We start from the raw sequence: 18,398 nt of genomic DNA on the forward strand, positions 1-18,398 counted from the left end.
GATATGGGCTCGAGCGCGGCCGCCGGACACGGGTCCGGCGGCCGCGCGGCACTACATTACTTCAGGTTATAGAACGCGTCGCGGCCGGGGTAGGATGCGATGTCGCCCAGGTCTTCCTCGATGCGCAGCAGCTGGTTGTACTTGGCCATGCGGTCCGAACGCGACATCGAGCCGGTCTTGATCTGCAGCGCGTTCAGGCCGACGGCGATGTCGGCGATGGTCGAGTCCTCGGTCTCGCCCGAACGGTGCGAGATGACGGCCGTGTAGCCGGCGCGCTTGGCCATTTCGATGGCGGCGAAGGTTTCGGTCAGGGTGCCGATCTGGTTGATCTTGATCAGGATCGAGTTGGCGATGCCCTTGGCGATGCCTTCCTTGAGGATCTTGGTGTTGGTGACGTACAGGTCGTCGCCCACCAGCTGGATTTTCTTGCCCAGTTCCTTGGTCAGGATGGCCCAGCCGTCCCAGTCGCCCTCGTGCATCGCGTCCTCGATCGAGATGATCGGGTATTTGTCGCACCAGGTTGCCAGCAGGTTGGTGAACTCGGTGGCGGTCAGCGACAGGCCCTCGCCTTCCAACTCGTACTTGCCGTTCTTGTAGAACTCGGAGGCGGCGCAGTCCAGGCCGATGGCGATCTGCGCGCCCGGCTCGTAGCCGGCTTCCTCGATGGCCTGGATGATCAGCTTGATCGCTTCCTCATGGTTGGCCAGGGACGGGGCGAAGCCGCCCTCGTCGCCGACGGCCGTGCTCAGGCCCTTCTTGTGCAGGATCTTTTTGAGGGTGTGGAACACCTCGGCGCCGTAGCGCACCGCTTCCTTGAACGACGGCGCGCCGACCGGGATGATCATGAATTCCTGGATGTCCAGGTTGTTGTCGGCGTGGGCGCCGCCGTTGATGACGTTCATCATCGGCACCGGCAGTTGCATCGCGCCCGAGCCGCCGAAGTAGCGGTACAGCGGCAGGCCGGCTTCCTCGGCGGCGGCCTTGGCCACGGCCATCGACACGGCCAGCATGGCGTTGGCGCCCAGGCGGCCTTTGTTTTCTGTGCCGTCCAGATCGATCAGGGTGCGGTCCAGGAAGGCTTGTTCATTGGCGTCGAGGCCCATGATCGCTTCCGAGATTTCGGTGTTGATATTTTCGCAGGCTTGCAGCACGCCCTTGCCGAAATAACGCTTCGGATCGCCGTCGCGCAGTTCGATCGCTTCGCGCGAACCGGTCGAGGCGCCCGATGGCACGGCGGCGCGGCCCATGACGCCCGATTCGAGCAGGACGTCGCATTCGACGGTCGGATTGCCGCGCGAATCGATAATTTCACGGCCGATAATATCAACAATAGCACTCATGTCATTCTCCAAAGTTAGACGAAAACGTGTTTGTCCATCGTGTGTTGCATGATGGACAATTTAAGGATAACGGGAATATAACCCGGCGCAGAGGTGTTTGCCAACGCGCGCCGGGCATTTTTGCCTGCGATTGCTTTAGATGAAGCTGCTTAGTTGAAACTGTTCTCGAGGAAGCCAGCCTTCTTGGTGATGCGGTCCAGCTCGATCAGCGTCGACAGCAGTTCCTTCATGCGGCCCAGCGGCACGGCGTTGGGGCCGTCCGACAGCGCCTCGGCCGGGTTCGGGTGGGTTTCCATGAACAGGCCGGCCACGCCGACGGCGACTGCCGCGCGCGACAGCACCGGCACCATCTCGCGCATGCCGCCCGACGAGGTGCCGTTACCGCCCGGCAATTGCACCGAGTGGGTGGCGTCGAACACGACCGGGCAGTTCGATTCGCGCATGATGGCCAGGGAGCGCATGTCGGACACCAGGTTGTTGTAGCCGAACGAGGCGCCGCGCTCGCACGCCATGAAGACGTCGTCCGGCAAGCCCTTGGCCTTGGCGGCCGCGCGTGCTTTGTCGATGACGTTTTTCATGTCGTGCGGGGCCAGGAACTGGCCCTTCTTGATGTTGACCGGCAGGCCGGACTGCGCGCAGGCCGTGATGAAATCGGTCTGGCGGCACAGGAAGGCCGGCGTCTGCAGCACGTCGACGACGGCCGACACTTCGGCGATCTCGTCGATCGAGTGGACGTCGGTCAGGACCGGCACGCCCAGTTCGCGCTTGACGTCGCCGAGGATCTCGAGGCCCTTGTCGCGGCCGGGGCCGCGATACGAGGTACCCGACGACCGGTTGGCCTTGTCGAACGAGGACTTGTAGATGAACGGGATGCCCAGCGCGGCCGTCATTTCCTTGAGCGCGCCGGCGGTGTCGAACGCCATCTGGCGCGATTCGATCACGCAGGTGCCGGCGATCAGGAAGAACGGCTGATCGAGGCCGGCTTCGAAGCCACAGAGTTTCATGCCGCATCTCCTTGCAACGCAGTACTCTCAGCGACGGCGTGCGGGCGGTTGCCGCCGGCTGCCTTGTGGGCCAGTGCCGCCTTGATGTAGGACGTGAACAGCGGATGGCCGTCACGCGGGGTGGATTTGAATTCCGGGTGGTACTGCACGCCCATGTACCACGGGTGCGAATTGTCGCCCGTGCGCGGCAGTTCCATGATCTCGCACAGGTCCTCGGTCGGCGTGCGGGCCGCCACCACCAGGCCGGCCGCTTCGACGCGCGGCAGGTAGTGGTTGTTGGCCTCGTAGCGGTGGCGGTGGCGCTCGGTCACGACCGGGCCGTAGATCTCGGCCGCCAGCGTGCCCGGCTTGATCGCGCAGGTTTGCGCGCCCAGGCGCATGGTGCCGCCCAGGTCGGAGTTCTCGTCGCGCTTTTCGACCTTGCCGTCCTGGCCCTGCCACTGGTCGATCAGGGCGACCACCGGTTGCGAGGTTTCCAGGTCGAACTCGGTCGAGTTGGCGCTGGTCAGGCCGGCCATGTGGCGCGCGTATTCGATCAGCGCGACCTGCATGCCGAGGCAGATGCCCAGGTAGGGGATCTTGTTTTCGCGGGCGAACTGGGCCGCCATGATCTTGCCCTCGACGCCGCGCTTGCCGAAGCCGCCCGGCACCAGGATGGCGTCGTATTTCGCCAGCGCGGCGCAGCCGGTCGTCTCGATCTCTTCCGAGTCGATGTACTCGATGTTGACCTTCGATTCGTTGTGGATGCCGGCGTGGCGCAGCGCTTCGGTCAGCGACTTGTACGATTCGGTCAGCTCGACGTATTTGCCGACCATGCCGATCGACACTTCGCTCTTCGGATGCTCGAGCGTGTAGATCAGGCGGCTCCAGACGGACAGGTCGGCCGGCGCCGGGTTGATGTCGAGCGCCTCGCAGATGATGGCGTCGAGGCCCTGGTCGTGCAGCATCTGCGGCACTTTGTAGATGGTGTCGACGTCCCACACGGAGATGACGGCCTGCTCTTCGATGTTGGAGAACAAGGAGATCTTGGCGCGTTCGTCGTCCGGGATCGGGCGGTCGGCGCGGCACAGCAGCGCGTTCGGCGAGATGCCGATCTCGCGCAGTTTCTGCACCGAGTGCTGGGTCGGCTTGGTTTTCAGTTCGCCGGCCGAGGCGATGTACGGCACCAGGGTCAGGTGCACGAAGGCGGTGTTCTTGCGGCCGGCGCGCAGGCTCAGCTGGCGTGCCGCCTCGAGGAACGGCAGCGACTCGATGTCGCCGACGGTGCCGCCGATTTCGCACAGGGCCACGTCGTAACCCTCGGCGCCGCGGCGGATGTAGTCCTGGATCTCGTTGGTGATGTGGGGAATGACCTGCACGGTCTTGCCCAGGTATTCGCCGCGGCGTTCCTTGCGGATCACCGATTCGTAGATCTGGCCGGTGGTGAAGTTGTTCACCTTTTTCATGCGGGTCGAGATGAAGCGCTCGTAGTGGCCGAGGTCGAGATCGGTCTCGGCGCCGTCGTCGGTGACGAACACTTCACCGTGCTGCATGGGGCTCATCGTGCCAGGGTCGACGTTGATGTACGGGTCGAGCTTGAGCATGGTGACTTTGAGGCCGCGCGATTCGAGGATCGCGGCGAGGGAGGCGGCGGCAATCCCTTTACCAAGGGAAGACACGACGCCACCGGTGACGAAGACAAATTTGGTCATTGCAGATAGTGCCGAACGGCACGTGCGGGAAATTGAAATTATACCCTAAAACGGCTATTTCTTCAGCATCGCCCCCGGAAAAATCCGCTACGGACCGGAAAACTCCGATTGTTTATTCGGCAAAAATGGCCGGTTTGGCAATCCGGTCCGACTGTGTCTCAGCGTACAGACCGTCACAAACGATAAAGTCAGAATGGCAACTCATTCTTAGAGGAGGACATCATGAGCTACACAGAACGCGATGCTTACGGTATGTATGTCGACAACGGCAACAAGGGCCCCGGTCCCGAACTGATGGGCGCCGACACGCTGATCGGCGACCACGTGCACAATCTGAAGAACGAACACCTGGGCGAGATCAAGGAAATCATGCTCGACATGCGCACCGGCAAAATCGCCTACGCGGTCATGTCGTCGGGCGGCATCCTGACCATCGGCGAGAAGTTGTTCGCCGTGCCGTGGGAAGCGCTGACCCTGGACACGGTCAACAAACGCTTCACCCTCAACATCGACAAAGAGCGCATCGAAAACGCGCCCGGCTTCGACACCGACCACTGGCCCAACATGGCCAACCAGACTTGGGCCAGCCAGATCCACAGCTACTACGGCACCCGCTACGACAACCTCGACAGCGGTCCGCTGTGATGTCGGCCCTGTTCATGCTGGCCGGCGCGGCCGCGCTAACCGCGACCTTGATGGTGCGGATCGCGCGCCGGCGCCAGACGGAGGCGCGGCCGCCGGCCGGCGTCCCCGTCACGCTGGCGAGCTGGTCCGACAATCGTGAATACCAGGTGGCGGACCACCTGCGGCGCAAGAGGCGATGAGTTGGAGGGATAACCACCTCCCAGGCATCGTTGTAGTACGGCTTCGGCCGCCCATGCGAATGGGCGGCCGAAGTCTTTTTTTAATGGATATCCTCTAGTTCATCATATTCACGACGGCTTTTGGGCAAGCGGCGCTCCAGAGTGTTTCGGCACTGCAAGTCGACGTGCTCGATCAAGACCAGTGCGGCGTTCAGCGCGTTGCTCATTGTTTGGGCTGCTTTGGCCATCGCCTCGGCCGGCGTTGGCGGCGTAGTGGCCGCGCGTTTTTGCAGACGGGCGCGCAGTTGCGCGGCGCACGCCCAGTTCTTTTCTCCTGGAAAACGTATCCACAGATCCCGCCAGGCATTGCGTACGTCGCCCGCCACGGCCTGGGTCAACTGATGCGGGGACACGGGACGACCGCGATACATCAACTCGTCACCGAGCACTTCGGCGCTATGCCAGTCTTCCTCATATTGCATGCGTACGCGGGTTCCCTCCGGTAGAAATAAAATCTTCCATTGGTAGCCGCGCAATGGCTGGGCGTTCGCCTTCTCGCGCTCGATCCACAATTTGACGGCGGCCACCAGCGCCTCGGTGAGCGATAAAGCGCTGCCGCTTTTGCGCAGGAATTCTTCAAGCTGGAGTTCAGTAGCTGGTGGGAGTGAGCGAGTCTCTCGGGGATTCATACTCTTTCTCCTTGCGGTTTCTGTCGGTTTTTGTCTCTTCCTGTCTCTTTAGACCCGGAGGCCGAGCTGGAGTTCAAAAAAGACAAAAAGAGACGGAAACCGACAGCCAAAAGAGTATCGTTCCCGCACGGGGTGGCGTGGGCTCACCCCATACACTCCGCTTACGCAGGCGCAGGCAAGCGCATTGGAATGTAGGCGATGCCATCGTGCTCGGCGCGTGGGCCGGCGGGAACGAATCCCAGGTGACGGTACATTTCCAGCGCGAACGCCGACGAGTTGACGGTGAAGGCGCCATCGGCGTTCTTGCCAAGCGCGCGCGCTCTGGCCGCCTGCCACAGCAGCCGGCCTAAGCCCCTGCCCTGCCACTTGGACGCCACGAACAAATGATACAAATGCGCGTGGTCGCGCACCGCCACCACGCCGGCCAGCTCATCAGCGACATGGCCCAACTGGTAGTCGTAACGCTCGTCCGCCAACACACGTTCGATCGCGGGCGGCTGCATGGTTTCGATAAATTTCTCTGCGCCGGCGCCACTTGGCTCCAGGGTCAGCAATGGCAGCAGCGGGACGATCAACGCGCTGATGGCGGCGGCGTCGCCCGGCCGTGCCTGACGTATGGTCATTTTGTTCATCCGGCCATTCTGCCAGAACTTCAAAATCGCAGCTGATGGTCGACAGTCGGCCTGGCAAGTGCGACATGTCGGCCAACCGCTTGGCTACCAAGTGGATCCTAGGCCGCGTCCCGCACCGCCTGCTGTGCCCGCGCATAGCTCTCCGCCACGGCCGCATAGTTGGGCGCTACCAGGCCGTACAGCTTGGCCAGCTCCGCCGCTTCCGGGCGCGCCCAGGTGCGGTGCAGTTCCGACAGCAACGCGTTGGTCGAGGTGGGCTTGACGCCGCCCTGCGCGAAGCGCGCGACGGAGACGCGGGAGGCCATCTCGCTCGGGTCGCCGGAGGCGTCGATGACGGCGTAGACATCGTAGCCTGCCGCGACGGCGTCAAGCGCCGGGAACATCACGCAAACACTGGTCCAGACGCCAGCCATCACCAGCGTCTTGCGGCCGCTGGCGCGCACCGCGCCGACAAAGTCGGCGTTGTCCCAGGCGTTGACCTCGCCCTTGCGCGGCACATAGACGGCATGCGGGGCGTACTGGTGGATTTCGGGCATCAGCGGACCGTTGCTGCCGGCCGGCTCCGAGGCGGTGGTGATCACCGGGATCTTCAGCAGGGTGCACAGCCTGGCGATCGTCTCCACATTCCGCCGCAGGTCGGCCACCGCGATATCCTTGACGGTCTGGAAGAGCCCGGACTGGTGGTCCAACAGCAGCACCAGGGTATCGGCGGGATCGAGCAGCGCGGCGCCGCCGCCGGTGGCCAGTACACTGGATTTGGAATGTGGGGTGTCTTGCATGGGTCGTTCTCCTTGGTTGGGCAATGGTGACAGTGATGGCGGGCAATCGCGAATGCGCGCCTCCAATCAGCTTGCCTGAATTTGTGTCCGCGGTGGCGGCGCGGCGAAAGTTCGCGCTCCGCACTCCCCCCGAAATGGGGGGCGCCGTCGGCTCGGAATCCCTCCTCAACAAAAATCGCGGCTGATGGTCGGCAGGCGGCCCAACAGGTGCGACATGTCGACCAGCCGCTTGGCCACCAGGTGGCGCACGATGCCCTCCTGTTGCCAAACGCCATACACGCCCAGCAGCGGCGCGCCCAGCACTTCGCGGCGCTGCTCCTCCACCAGCTTGGGCCAGATGATGACGTTGACGTTGCCGGTCTCGTCCTCAAGTGTGATGAACAGCACGCCCTTGGCCGTGCCCGGCCGCTGCCGCACCGTGACCATGCCGCAAGCGCGCGCCAGCATGCCGTTGGTGTAGGTGTTCAAGGTGGCCGCCGGCAAAAAGCGGTGCTCCAGCAACTTGGCGCGCAGCAGCGCCAGCGGATGCCGGCCCAAAGTCAGGCCGTGCGAGCGGTAGTCGCCGAGGATTTCCTCGCCCTCGGTCGGCGGCGCCAGCACCGGCGCCTCCTCGTCTGGCGTTGTCGGACGCAGCAAGTCCTTGTCCGGCGTGGCGCCGACCGCCTGCCACAGCGCCTGGCGGCGGTTGCCGGCCAGGTGGACCAGCGCGTTGCCGGCGGCCAGCACCTGCAGGTCGTGGCGGTCCAGGTCGGCGCGCCGCGCCAGGTCGGCGACGCCGGCGAACGGCGCCCGCGCGCGCGCCGCTTCGATGCGCTGGGCGGCGCCGTCGCGCATGCCCTTCATCATCGACAGGCCGAGCCGCACCGCAGGCTGCCCGAGCTTGCCCGCCGGCTCCTCCAGCGACGAATCCCAGCCGCTGATGGTGACGTCGATCTCGCGCACCACCACGCCGTGGCGCCTGGCGTCCTGCACCAGTTGCGACGGGCTGTAGAACCCCATCGGCTGGCTGTTGAGCAGCGCGCACAGGAAGGCGGCCGGCTCGTGGCATTTGAGCCAGGAACTGGCATAGGTCAGCAGCGCGAAACTGGCCGCGTGCGATTCGGGAAAGCCGTATTCGCCGAAGCCCTGGATCTGGCTGCAGATGGCGGCGGCGAACGCCGCGTCGTAGCCGCGTTCGGCCATGCCATCCATAATGCGCTGTTGGTATTTGTCGACACCGCCCTTGCGCTTCCAGGCCGCCATCGCGCGCCGCAACTGGTCGGCCTCGCCCTCGCTGAAGCCGGCGGCGATGACGGCGATCTGCATCACCTGCTCCTGGAAGATCGGCACGCCCAGCGTGCGGCCCAGCGCCTCCTCCAAGCCGGCAGGATAGACCACCAAGCGCTTGTCCTGGCGCCGCTGCAAATACGGATGCACCATGCCCCCCTGGATCGGCCCGGGCCGCACCAGCGCCACCTCGATGACCAGGTCGTAGAACACCTTGGGCCGCAGCCGTGGCAGCATGCTCATCTGCGCGCGCGACTCGATCTGGAACACGCCGATGGTGTCGGCCTGGCACATCATCGCGTAGGTAGGCTTGTCCTCGGCCGGGATGTCCTGCATGCGGAACGGCGCGCCCCGGCGCTCGGCCACCATGTCGAGCGCGCGCCGCAGCGCCGTGAGCATGCCCAGCGCCAGCACGTCGACCTTCATCAGGCCGAGCTCTTCGAGGTCGTCCTTGTCCCACTGGATCACGCAGCGCCCCTCCATCGTGGCCGCCTCGATCGGCACCAGCCGGGATAACTTCTCGTGCGAAATGACGAAGCCGCCCGGATGCTGCGACAGGTGGCGCGGAAAACCCAGCAGCGTCATCGCCAGCGAGGCCCATTGCTGCGCCAGTTGCGAGTCCGGGTCGAGTCCGCACTCGGCCAGCCGCCCGAGCAGGTCGTGGCGGCTGTCGAACCAGTGGTGCGACTTGGCCACCTTCTCGACGATGGCCAGGTCGACGCCGAGCGCCTTGCCGCTGTCGCGCAGCGCGCTCTTGGGCCGGTAGCTGATGACGACGGCCGCCAGCGCGGCGCGGTCGGCGCCGTATTTTTTATAGATGTACTGGATCACCTCCTCGCGCCGCTGGTGCTCGAAGTCGACGTCGATGTCGGGCGGCTCGTTGCGCTCGCGCGAGATGAAACGCCCGGTCAGCATGTTGCTGCGCTCCGGGTCGACCTCCGTCACGCCAAGGCAAAAACACACCACCGAGTTGGCCGCCGAGCCGCGCCCCTGGCACAGGATGCCCTGGTCGCGGGCGAAACGCACGATGTCGTAGACGGTCAGGAAATACGGTTCGTATTTAAGCTCGGCGATCAGTTTCAGTTCGTTCTCGATCTGGCCGCGCACCTTGTCCGACAACCCGGCCGGAAAGCGCCGCGCCGCGCCCTCGTACACCTCCTGGCGCAGGTAGCTGGCCGGCGTGTGGCCAGCCGGCACCAGCTCGTGCGGATACTCGTAGCACAATTCGGTCAGCTTGAAGGTGCACTCCTGCATGATGCGCAAGGTCTCGAACAGCGCCGCCGGCGGATACAGGTTGGCCAGCCGCAGGCGCGGACGCAGATGCTGCTCGGCGTTCTGCGCCAGCGCATAGCCGCACTCGCCGACCGGCTTGCCCACCCGCACCGCCGTCAGCGTGTCGTGCAGCGGCTTGCGCGAGCGCACATGCATGCACACCTGCCCCACGGCCACCACCGCCATGCCGTGCTGCAACGCCACCTCGGCTATGCTGAGGCGATGCGCCTCGTCGAAGGCGCGCTGCAGCAGGTTCAGCCCCATCCACGCGCGCCCCGGAAAGGTCGCCTCCATCCACGCCGCCTGCGCGTGCAACCGGTCAACGTCGCCGGGCTGGTGCGCCGGATAGTGCGGCAGCAGTATCATCAGGCAGTCCGGCAAACCCTTCAAATGCGCGTAAGCCGGCGCCGGCGCGGCCAGGTCGGCCGGCGTCAGCAGGTAGCTGCCCTTGGCGACGCGGTTGCGGGCGATGGTGATCAATTCGCACAAATTGCCGTAGCCGTCGCGGTTCCTGGCCAGCGCGACCAGCGACAGCGCGGCGCTGCCGTCCGGGTTCTTCAGGTGGAAGTGGCTGCCGATGACCAGCGGCAAACCGGCCTCCTTGGCCGCCGCGTGCGCGCGCACCACGCCGGCCAGCGAGCATTCGTCGGTGATGGCCAACCCCGCATAATCGAGCTCGACGGCGCGCGCGACCAGCTCCTCCGGCCGCGACGCGCCCTGCAGGAAGGAAAAGTTGCTCATGCAGAACAGCTCGGCGTAGGCCGGCAGTCCCTGCGACGATGGTGGCGATGACAAGCTCATGATGGATACTGTGTTTATATACAGTATTCTACACCCAGCCCCCCCTTCCGCCGCGTAATCATTTTAATAGGGGCCGGTGCCGAGTCCACCCGACCCGGCGCGGCATCCGTAACACTACGTAGCCCGGGCGCCCGCACGGGCCCGGTTGGCGCGTCAAAACAACAGTAAATAGTGTTTAAACGCAAAATTGGCAGAAAACCCATATCAATATAAATTATTTGAATAGAATCAAATTTTTCATGGGAGCCGAAACGTGCCAGCCAACACCACCTTACGCAACGCCGTCTTATTCACCCTCTATGGCGCGACCGCGCTGAGCCTGAGTCCCGCCGTCCACGCCCAGACCACGCCGGCCGAGGCCGCCGCCGCTCCCATGCAAACGGTCACGCTGGTCGGCTCGCGCCGCGCCACCTCGTCGGCCACCGACACCGTGGTGCCGGTCGATATCATCCCGATGAACAAGGTCTCCGAACAGGGCGGCCAGTTCGACCTGGCGCAGTCGCTGACCTACATCTCGCCATCGTTCAACTCGACCCGCCAGAGCGGCTCGGACGGCGCCGACCTGGTCGACTCGGCCGCGCTGCGCGGCCTCGGCTCGGACCAGACGCTGGTGCTGGTCAACGGCAAGCGCCGCCACACCACCGCGCTGGTCAACCTGTTCGGCGCGCGCAACCGCGGCAACACCGGCACCGACCTCAACGCCATCCCGATGCTCGCCATCAAGGACGTCCAGGTGCTGCGCGACGGCGCCGCCGCCCAGTACGGCTCGGACGCGATCGCCGGCGTCATGGACATCGGCCTCAAAAAGAGCCTCGGCTGCGAGGCCGTCGCCGGCTACAGCCAGTACTCGGCCGGCGACGGCGAGAACTGGCTCGGCTCGGCCTACTGCGGTTTTAGCATCGGCAACGGCGGCGGCGTCGGCATCACCGGCGAATACCTCGACCGCGGCCGCTCCAACCGCGCCGAGGCCGACAACCCGCGCATCATCGGCGACACCAAGACCGAGAACCAGACCATCTATCTGAACGGCGAGCTGCCGACCACCGGCACGGGCAAGCTGTACTTCACCGCCGGCGCCCAGAAGCGCGACGGCTCGTCGGCCGCGTTCGCGCGCGGCGGCGTCGGCTCGGACGACATCCCGAGCCGCAACTCGGCCGCCATGTACCCGAACGGCTTCGTGCCGTTCATCAACGCCAAGATCGACGACCGCTACGCCACCGTCGGCCACCGCATCAAGCTGGGCGAATGGAACACCGACTTGTCGCAGACCTACGGCTACAACAAGATGATGTACAACATCAGCAACACGATCAACGCCTCGATCGCCAACCAGGACCTGCTCGGCGGCGGCCGCGGCGTCAGCGCCAGCGCCTTCGACGCCGGCGGCTTCTCGTTCCAGCAGCTGACCACCAACGTCGACCTGTCGCGCTACTACGACGGCGTGCTCGGCGGCGGCCTGAACGTCGCCTTCGGCGGCGAATACCGCAGCGAGGAATTCAAGATCTTCGCCGGCGAGCGCGGCTCCTACATCGACGCCGACGGCGTCGGCAACGGCGGCAACGCCGGCAGCCAGGGCTTCCCCGGCTTCCAGCCGGGCGACGAGACCAAGGCCAAGCGCCACAGCAACGCCGCCTACCTCGACCTCGAGGCCGACCTGACCGACACCGTCAAGGCCCAGGCGGCGGTGCGCTACGAGAAGTTCAGCGACTTCGGCTCGACCGTGACGGGCAAGCTGGCCGGCTCGGTGCGCGTGCTGCCGACCACCCTGCTGCGCGGCTCGGCCAGCACCGGCTTCCGCGCGCCGTCGCTGCAGCAAAGCCACCTGTCGACCACCTTCACCGACTTCATCGGCGGCGTGCCCAAGGAAGTGGTGCTCGCGCCCAACGGCGGCGTGGTCGCCAACGCGGCCGGCATCCCCAAACTGAAGGAGGAGAAGTCGACCAGCTTCACCTTGGGCACGACCTGGACCCCGAGCGACGCCATCTCCGTCACCGCCGACCTGTACCGCATCAAGATCAAGGACCGCATCGTGCTGTCGGGCCGCTTCAACGCCGACAACTACCCCGACCTGGCCGACCGCCTGGCCGCGCTGGGTGTGGGCGAGGCGCAATTCTTCGTCAACTCGGTCGACACCAAGACGCAGGGCCTGGACCTGACCGCCTCGCACAAGGCCAACTTCGGCGCCAACCGCCTGACCACCTACCTGGCCCTCAACGCCAGCAAGACCGAGGTCACCGGCATCCACGCGCCGGCCGCGCTGCGCGGCTTCGAGGACGTGCTGCTGTCGGAGAAGGAACGCCTGTACATCGAGCAGGGCGCGCCGAAATCGAAGGTCACCCTGGGCTTCGATTTCGTCACCGGCGCGCTGGAGACGGACTTCAAGATCATCCACTTCGGTCCGCAGACCTTGGGCACCTTCGACGGCACCGCCAACGGCGTACCGAACCAGCGCTACGAGTCCAAGACCTCGGCCGACCTGAGCTTCACGTACACGATCAACAAGAACATAAAGTTCACCCTGGGCGGCAACAACATCTTCAACGTCAAGCCGACCTCGCAGGACCCGGACCAGACCGACAACGGCTTCAAGTACGAGAGCGTGCAGTTCGGCCTGAACGGCGCCTCCTACTTCGGCCGCCTGTGGGTGCGCTTCTAATCTAATCCAGCATGCCTGACGACGGCGCCTGCGGGCGCCGTTTTTATTGGCGCTTTTAATCGGATTTACGTTTGCTTACATTTCACTAACGCAATTCAACCCGATCGCGGCCTACACTTGTCTTTATTCTAGGCAACGGAGCACGCCATGCGCCACGCGATCGCACTCATGTTATTCCTCACGCTGCTGCAGGGCGCGCTCGCCTACGCGGCGCTGGGCGGCGCGCCGTCCGACTTCGGCGGCACGCCGGTCACCGCCCGGCGGCTGGCGGCCACCGGCGCGGCCACGGCCGCCGCCACCGACGCCGTCTACACGGTCAGCCAGAGCACCCTCGACAGCGGCACCGTCGTGCGCGAATACAGCGACACGGCCGGCAAGGTGTTCGCCGTCAGTTGGCGCGGTCCCACCTTGCCGGACTTGCGCACCCTGCTTGGCGACAAGTTCGGCGTCATGACCGGCGCCGCCGCCAAGCGCGCCCAGGCCGGCCATTCGCAGCTCGCGCTCGAGCAATCCGACGTCGTGCTGGTCTCCAACGGCCACATGCGCTCGTTCGCCGGCCACGCCTGGATCCCCAGCGCGCTGCCGGCCGGCTTCGACACCACCACCATCGACTAGGACCGCCGCATGACAGCTCCGCAGCACGGCGCCACGCCGCCCACCGGCCGCCCGCGCCTGACCACCCAACTGGCGGGCGCCCTGCTCTGCCTGGCATTGGCCGCCTGCGGCGGCGGCGGGGGCGGCGGCGCGGCCGCCACCACGACCGCCACCCCTACCCAGGCCGACGCGGTCGGCGCCGCCGCGCCCGTAGTGAGCATCGGCGCCACGCCGACCGCCACCACCAGCGGCCAGGTCGTCACCTTGAGCTGGAGCGTGAGCAATGCGCCGGCCACCGGCTGCACCGCCTCCGGCGCCTGGAGCGGCGCGGTCGCCGCCAGCGGCACGCGAACGGTCACCGCCGGCGCCGCCGGCACGGCCAACTACACGCTCACCTGCGGCGGCGCCAGCGGCACCGCCGCGGTGGTCGTGAGCACCCCGCCGCCCAGCCCCACGACCAGCCTGACGCTGGCGCCGGCCAACATCACCACCGCCCAAACGACGGTGCTGAGCTGGTCGTCGGCCAACGCCACCGGCTGCGTCGCCAGCGGCGCCTGGAGCGGCGCCCAGCCCACCGCCGGCACGCTGACGGTGGCCCCGGCCGGCGCCGGCAACTTCACCTACAGCCTGACGTGCAGCGGCGACGGCGGCAGCGCCAGCGCCAGCGCCGCGCTGAGCGTGACGGCGGCGCTGTCGAACAGCACCACCATCAGCGTCGACAGCGGCCCGGCCGGCGTGGGCGGCGTCATCAACGTGCCGTACGTGAACGTGACGGTGTGCCGGCCCGGCACCGCCACCTGCCAGACGGTCGACCACGTGCTGCTCGACACCGGCTCCTACGGCCTGCGCCTGCTGGCGTCGGCGCTCGACGCCAGCCTAGCGCTGCCGGCCGTGCCCACCCCGTCCGGCGCCGACGCCGCCGAATGCGGCAAGTTCATCAGCGGCTACACCTGGGGCGCGGTGCGCCGGGCCGACGTCAAGATGGCCGACGAGGTCGCCGCCGGCATCCCGCTCCAGGTCGTCGGCGACGGCGGCGCCAGCTACGCCGCCACGCCCGCCAGCTGCAGCAGCGCCGGCAACAACCTCGGCACCTTGGCCGCGCTGGGCGCCAAGGGCATCCTCGGCGTCGGCCTGTTCCAGCACGACTGCGGCGACGCCTGCGCGCGGACGGCCATCGCCGGCACCTACTACGCGTGCGCCGGCGGCGCCTGCACGGCCAGCGCCATGCCGCTGGCGTCGCAGGTCAGCAATCCGGTCGCCTCGTTCGCGGTCAACAACAACGGCGTGCTGGTGAGCCTGCCGGCGGTGGGCACGGCCGGCCTGACGGCGGTCAGCGGCACCCTGATCTTCGGCGTCGGCACGCAAGCCAACAACGCCATCGCCGGCGAAACGGTGTTCAAGACCGACGCCAGCGGCGACTTCAGCACCACCTACAAGGGCAGAACGTACGCCTCGAGCTTCATCGACAGCGGCTCGAACGGCTACTTCTTCACCGACACGAGTATCCGCACCTGCTCGGGGGGCGACTTCTTCTGTCCGGCCGCGACCTTGGCGCTGAGCGCGACCAACACGGCCGCCGACGGCAGCGCCAGCGGCACGGTCGACTTCAACGTCGTCAACCTGGTGCAACTGGCGTCGACGGTGCGTGCCGCGCAGGTGGGTGGCACGCTGACCGGCACCGCCGGCGGCAACAGCGACTATTTCGACTGGGGCCTGCCGTTCTTCTACGGGCGCCGCGTGTTCGTCGTCATGGAAGGCCACACCGTCAACGGCAAGACCGGCCCCCTGTGGGCCTACTGACCCAACAGTGGGGGTCAAGTCTGACATTCGGACACCAGCTCGGCCGTATTACGCATCAGCACGTGTCCGAATGCCAGACTTGACCCCAAAGGTTTAGACCGCCAAGGTTTATATGTGGCGGGCTTGGCATTTGTCACAACGCTGTCATGTAGTTTCGTTAAAGTCGCCACCTTGATTTTTATACATTTTCGAGGGTGCGATGAGAACGAATTCGGTGATGGTGGCGGCGTTGGTGGCGGCGGGCGTGGTCGGGTGCGGCGGCGAGTCCAATCCGGCCCCGGCGATCCCCGAGGGCTCGACCGTGACCCTGGCGTTGCTGGAGACCACCGATATCCACGCCAACGTGATGAGCTATAACTATTACTCGCTGGCCGAGGACACCAGCCTGGGCCTCGAGCGCACCGCCACCCTGGTGGCGGCCGCGCGCGCCGAGACGCCCAACAACGTGCTGCTCGACGACGGCGACACCATCCAGGGCACGCTGCTGGGCGACCTGCAGGCCGTCACCAAGCCGATCCCGTGCGCCGAGACGATGGCCGTGCACAAGGCGATGAACGCCATGAAGTACGACGGCGGCGGCTTCGGCAACCATGAATTCAACTACGGCTTGCCGCTGCTGAGCCAGATCACCAACACCGACTTCGGCATCCCCGGCGTGGCCAAGCCGTCCGGCACCTGCGGCGCCCCGGCCTTCCCGCTGGCGCTGACCAACGTCACCGGCGTGGCCAGCGGCAAGCCCATCGTGCAGCCGTACGTGGTGCTGCCGCGCACCTTCTCGGCCACCGCGCCCGACGGCGGCAAGTTCGACGTCAAGATGAACATCGGCCTGCTGAGCTTTGTGCCGCCGCAGATCCTCGAGTGGGACCAGAAGAACCTGGCCGGCAAGGTCGCCGTGACCGGCGTGCAGGAGGCGGCCAAACAGTACGTACCCGAGCTGCGCGCCAAGGGCGCCGACCTGGTCGTGGCGCTGTCGCACGGCGGCCTCGATCCGAGCCCGTACAGCCCGAAGATGGAGAACGGCAGCTACCACCTGACCACCACCGGCATCGACGCGCTCCTGATCGGCCATTCGCACTTGATCTTCCCGAAAGGCAAGGAGCCGGGCGCCGCCGCGCTGGACGCCTCGTTCGCCGCCTTCCCGGCCGGCGCCAAGATCGACGCCGTCAACGGCTTCGTCAACGGCGTGCCGACCGTCATGGCGCAAAGCTGGGGCCGGCGCCTGGGCATCATCAAGATGACCCTGGCCTACACCGGCGGCAAGTGGGTGGTGCAGCCGGCCAAGACGACGGTCGAGTCGCGCGGCTTCAAGTACGCCGACGGCGCCACCATCGTCAAGGCCGATCCGGCCATCGCGCCGCTGGTGGCCGCCGAGCACGCCGCCACCATCGCCTACGCCAGGCAGCCGCTGGGCGTGGCCACCGACTTCGAGATGTCGGCCTACTTCGCGCTGGCCGGCGACGTCAGCGCGATCCAGCTGGTCAACCAGGCGCAGCTCGACTACGTCAAGAAATTCATCGCCACCAGCACCGACGCCACCATCGCCAGCTACAAGAACATTCCGGTGATCTCGTGCAGCGCGCCGTTCAAGGCCGGGCGCAACGGGCCGTCCGATTTCACCGACGTCGCGCCGGGCGCCAGCGCCGCCGCGCCGGTCGGGCTGCAGGTGCGCAATCCGGGCGACCTTTACCTGTACAGCAACAACAACCTGCAGGCGGTCAAGATCAAGGGGAGCGACCTGAAGGCCTGGCTGGAGACGGCCGCCAAGCAGTTCGGCCAGATCGATCCGGCCAAGACCGCCGAGCAGGACCTGGTGCCGAGCTATGGCACGATCTATAACTACGACGTGTTCTACGCCGAGAACAACGCCTTGACGTACCAGATCGACGTCACCAAGCCGGCCGGGGCGCGCATCGTCAACCTGACCTACCTGGGCAAGCCGGTGGCCGACGGCGACGACTTCATCGTCGCCACCAACGATTACCGCGCCGGCGGCGGCGGCGCCGTGCCCGGCATCGACGGCAGCAAGACCATCATCAAGTCGCCGGACGCCAACCAGACCGTGGTCAGCAACTACCTGGCGGCGCTGGGGGCGTCGACCGGCAAGGTCACGCTGGCCGGCAACGGCAGCGCGCGCAGCTGGAGCTTCGTCAAGACGGCCACGGCCGGGCCGGTGATCCTGCGCTCGGCGCCGGGCCACCTGGCGCTGGCGAAAAGCAGCGGCATCGCCGCCGTCACCGCCGAGGGCGCGCTGGACGCGAGCGGCTTCGCCAAGTACACGATCGATCTGAGCAAATAAACCAGGGGGCGACGATGAAACACCATCCGGCGGCGGTCTTGGTGGCGGTGCTGGCGTCGGCGCTGCTGCTTGGCACCCAGGGTTGCCAGATCCAGCGCGATCCGCCCGATCCGGCGCAGATCGAGACGGTGGGCATGAAGGCGCTGCAGCAGGCCGACGCCAGCGCCGAGCGCAAGCTGATGGCGTGGGCGCGGCAGGACATGCCGGTGGCCCAGCGCGAGCTGGCGCTGCTGTATAAGACCCGGCCGGCGCAGCGCGCCGAGGCGGTGAAGCTGTTCGAGCGGGCGGCGCGCGGCGGCGACGTCGAGGCCGCGTTCCAGCTGGGCGAGCTGCTGCGGCTGGGCACGGCCGGCGTGGCGGCGCAGCCGGCGGCGGCCGCGCCGTGGTACGCCCTGGCGGCGCAACAACACCACGCGCGGGCGGCGCTGGTGCTGGGGCAGCTCTACAAGAACGGCGATGGCGTCGCGCGCGACGACCGGCTGGCCGCGCGCTGGCTGCAGGCCGCCAGCGACGGCGGCAACGCGCACGCGATGTTCCTGTTGTCGTATTTCTACGTCGAGGGGCGCGGCGTGGCACGCGACCCGGCGAAGGCGCGCGCACTGCTGGAGGAAGCGGCCGAGCACGAATACCCACCGGCGCTGCAGGAACTGGCGATGACGGTGCAGCTGGGCGACGCCCACAGCGCCAGGGACCAGCGCCGCGCCGGCTACCTGCTCAAGGAGGCGACCGAGCACCGCCGCAACAACTGGAACCGTTTTTAATTCCATACTCCGGG

Annotated in this window: 14 protein-coding genes; 7 read left to right on the forward strand and 7 right to left on the reverse strand. The window is 66.4% G+C overall.

Annotated features, from left to right (window positions below; all coding sequences use genetic code 11):
- Positions 1-56: 56 nt before the first annotated feature.
- From eno to MRBLMU1_RS08320, 3 genes are all read right to left on the reverse strand, one after another.
- A complete protein-coding gene (eno, locus tag MRBLMU1_RS08310; protein WP_363499619.1) occupies positions 57-1,340 on the reverse strand; it encodes a phosphopyruvate hydratase in 1,284 nt (427 codons plus the stop codon).
- Between the two features lie 149 nt (positions 1,341-1,489).
- The gene (kdsA, locus tag MRBLMU1_RS08315) at positions 1,490-2,344 is read right to left on the reverse strand and encodes a 3-deoxy-8-phosphooctulonate synthase (RefSeq protein ID WP_090314954.1); all 855 of its coding nucleotides are present in this window, start codon (positions 2,342-2,344) and stop codon (positions 1,490-1,492) included.
- Entirely contained in the window at positions 2,341-4,035 is a 1,695-nt protein-coding gene (locus tag MRBLMU1_RS08320; protein ID WP_363499621.1) for a CTP synthase, read from the reverse strand. Before MRBLMU1_RS08320 ends, kdsA begins: the two co-directional genes overlap by 4 nt.
- A 222-nt stretch (positions 4,036-4,257) precedes the next feature.
- Between MRBLMU1_RS08320 and MRBLMU1_RS08325 the strand changes: the two genes are divergently transcribed.
- Positions 4,258-4,680, forward strand: coding sequence for a PRC-barrel domain-containing protein (locus MRBLMU1_RS08325; protein WP_090314957.1), 423 nt, complete (start codon positions 4,258-4,260; stop codon positions 4,678-4,680).
- Positions 4,677-4,859, forward strand: a complete 183-nt coding sequence (locus tag MRBLMU1_RS08330; protein WP_363499624.1) for a hypothetical protein — start codon at positions 4,677-4,679, stop codon at positions 4,857-4,859. The genes MRBLMU1_RS08325 and MRBLMU1_RS08330 overlap by 4 nt, the downstream gene beginning before the upstream one ends.
- Before the next feature lie 80 nt (positions 4,860-4,939).
- On the opposite strand, the gene MRBLMU1_RS08335 is transcribed toward MRBLMU1_RS08330, so the two are convergent.
- The 4 genes from MRBLMU1_RS08335 to MRBLMU1_RS08350 all read right to left on the reverse strand — a co-directional run bounded on the left by MRBLMU1_RS08335 (position 4,940) and on the right by MRBLMU1_RS08350 (position 10,277).
- The gene (locus tag MRBLMU1_RS08335) at positions 4,940-5,527 is read right to left on the reverse strand and encodes a hypothetical protein (RefSeq protein WP_363499626.1); all 588 of its coding nucleotides are present in this window, start codon (positions 5,525-5,527) and stop codon (positions 4,940-4,942) included.
- Between the two features lie 161 nt (positions 5,528-5,688).
- Entirely contained in the window at positions 5,689-6,150 is a 462-nt protein-coding gene (locus tag MRBLMU1_RS08340) for a GNAT family N-acetyltransferase (protein WP_363499628.1), read from the reverse strand.
- Positions 6,151-6,257: 107 nt separating this feature from the next.
- Positions 6,258-6,938 (reverse strand): isochorismatase family protein, encoded by a 681-nt coding sequence (locus MRBLMU1_RS08345; RefSeq protein WP_363499630.1) that lies wholly within the window; start codon positions 6,936-6,938, stop codon positions 6,258-6,260.
- A gap of 165 nt (positions 6,939-7,103) precedes the next feature.
- Positions 7,104-10,277 (reverse strand): error-prone DNA polymerase, encoded by a 3,174-nt coding sequence (locus MRBLMU1_RS08350; RefSeq protein WP_363499632.1) that lies wholly within the window; start codon positions 10,275-10,277, stop codon positions 7,104-7,106.
- 253 nt (positions 10,278-10,530) lie between these two features.
- Between MRBLMU1_RS08350 and MRBLMU1_RS08355 the strand changes: the two genes are divergently transcribed.
- From MRBLMU1_RS08355 to MRBLMU1_RS08375, 5 genes are all read left to right on the forward strand, one after another.
- Positions 10,531-12,933, forward strand: coding sequence for a TonB-dependent receptor plug domain-containing protein (locus MRBLMU1_RS08355; protein ID WP_363499634.1), 2,403 nt, complete (start codon positions 10,531-10,533; stop codon positions 12,931-12,933).
- Positions 12,934-13,080: 147 nt separating this feature from the next.
- The gene (locus tag MRBLMU1_RS08360; RefSeq protein ID WP_363499636.1) at positions 13,081-13,548 is read left to right on the forward strand and encodes a DUF2844 domain-containing protein; all 468 of its coding nucleotides are present in this window, start codon (positions 13,081-13,083) and stop codon (positions 13,546-13,548) included.
- A gap of 9 nt (positions 13,549-13,557) precedes the next feature.
- The gene (locus MRBLMU1_RS08365; RefSeq protein ID WP_363499638.1) at positions 13,558-15,327 is read left to right on the forward strand and encodes a DUF3443 domain-containing protein; all 1,770 of its coding nucleotides are present in this window, start codon (positions 13,558-13,560) and stop codon (positions 15,325-15,327) included.
- A 199-nt stretch (positions 15,328-15,526) separates the two neighbouring features.
- Positions 15,527-17,623 (forward strand): bifunctional 2',3'-cyclic-nucleotide 2'-phosphodiesterase/3'-nucleotidase, encoded by a 2,097-nt coding sequence (locus MRBLMU1_RS08370; protein WP_363499640.1) that lies wholly within the window; start codon positions 15,527-15,529, stop codon positions 17,621-17,623.
- Positions 17,624-17,637: 14 nt separating this feature from the next.
- Positions 17,638-18,384 (forward strand): tetratricopeptide repeat protein, encoded by a 747-nt coding sequence (locus MRBLMU1_RS08375; RefSeq protein WP_363499642.1) that lies wholly within the window; start codon positions 17,638-17,640, stop codon positions 18,382-18,384.
- Positions 18,385-18,398 lie beyond the last annotated feature (14 nt).

Origin of the sequence: Burkholderia sp. LMU1-1-1.1 (genome assembly GCF_040675865.1) — a bacterium.
In the GTDB taxonomy this organism is placed as follows: domain Bacteria; phylum Pseudomonadota; class Gammaproteobacteria; order Burkholderiales; family Burkholderiaceae_D; genus Rugamonas.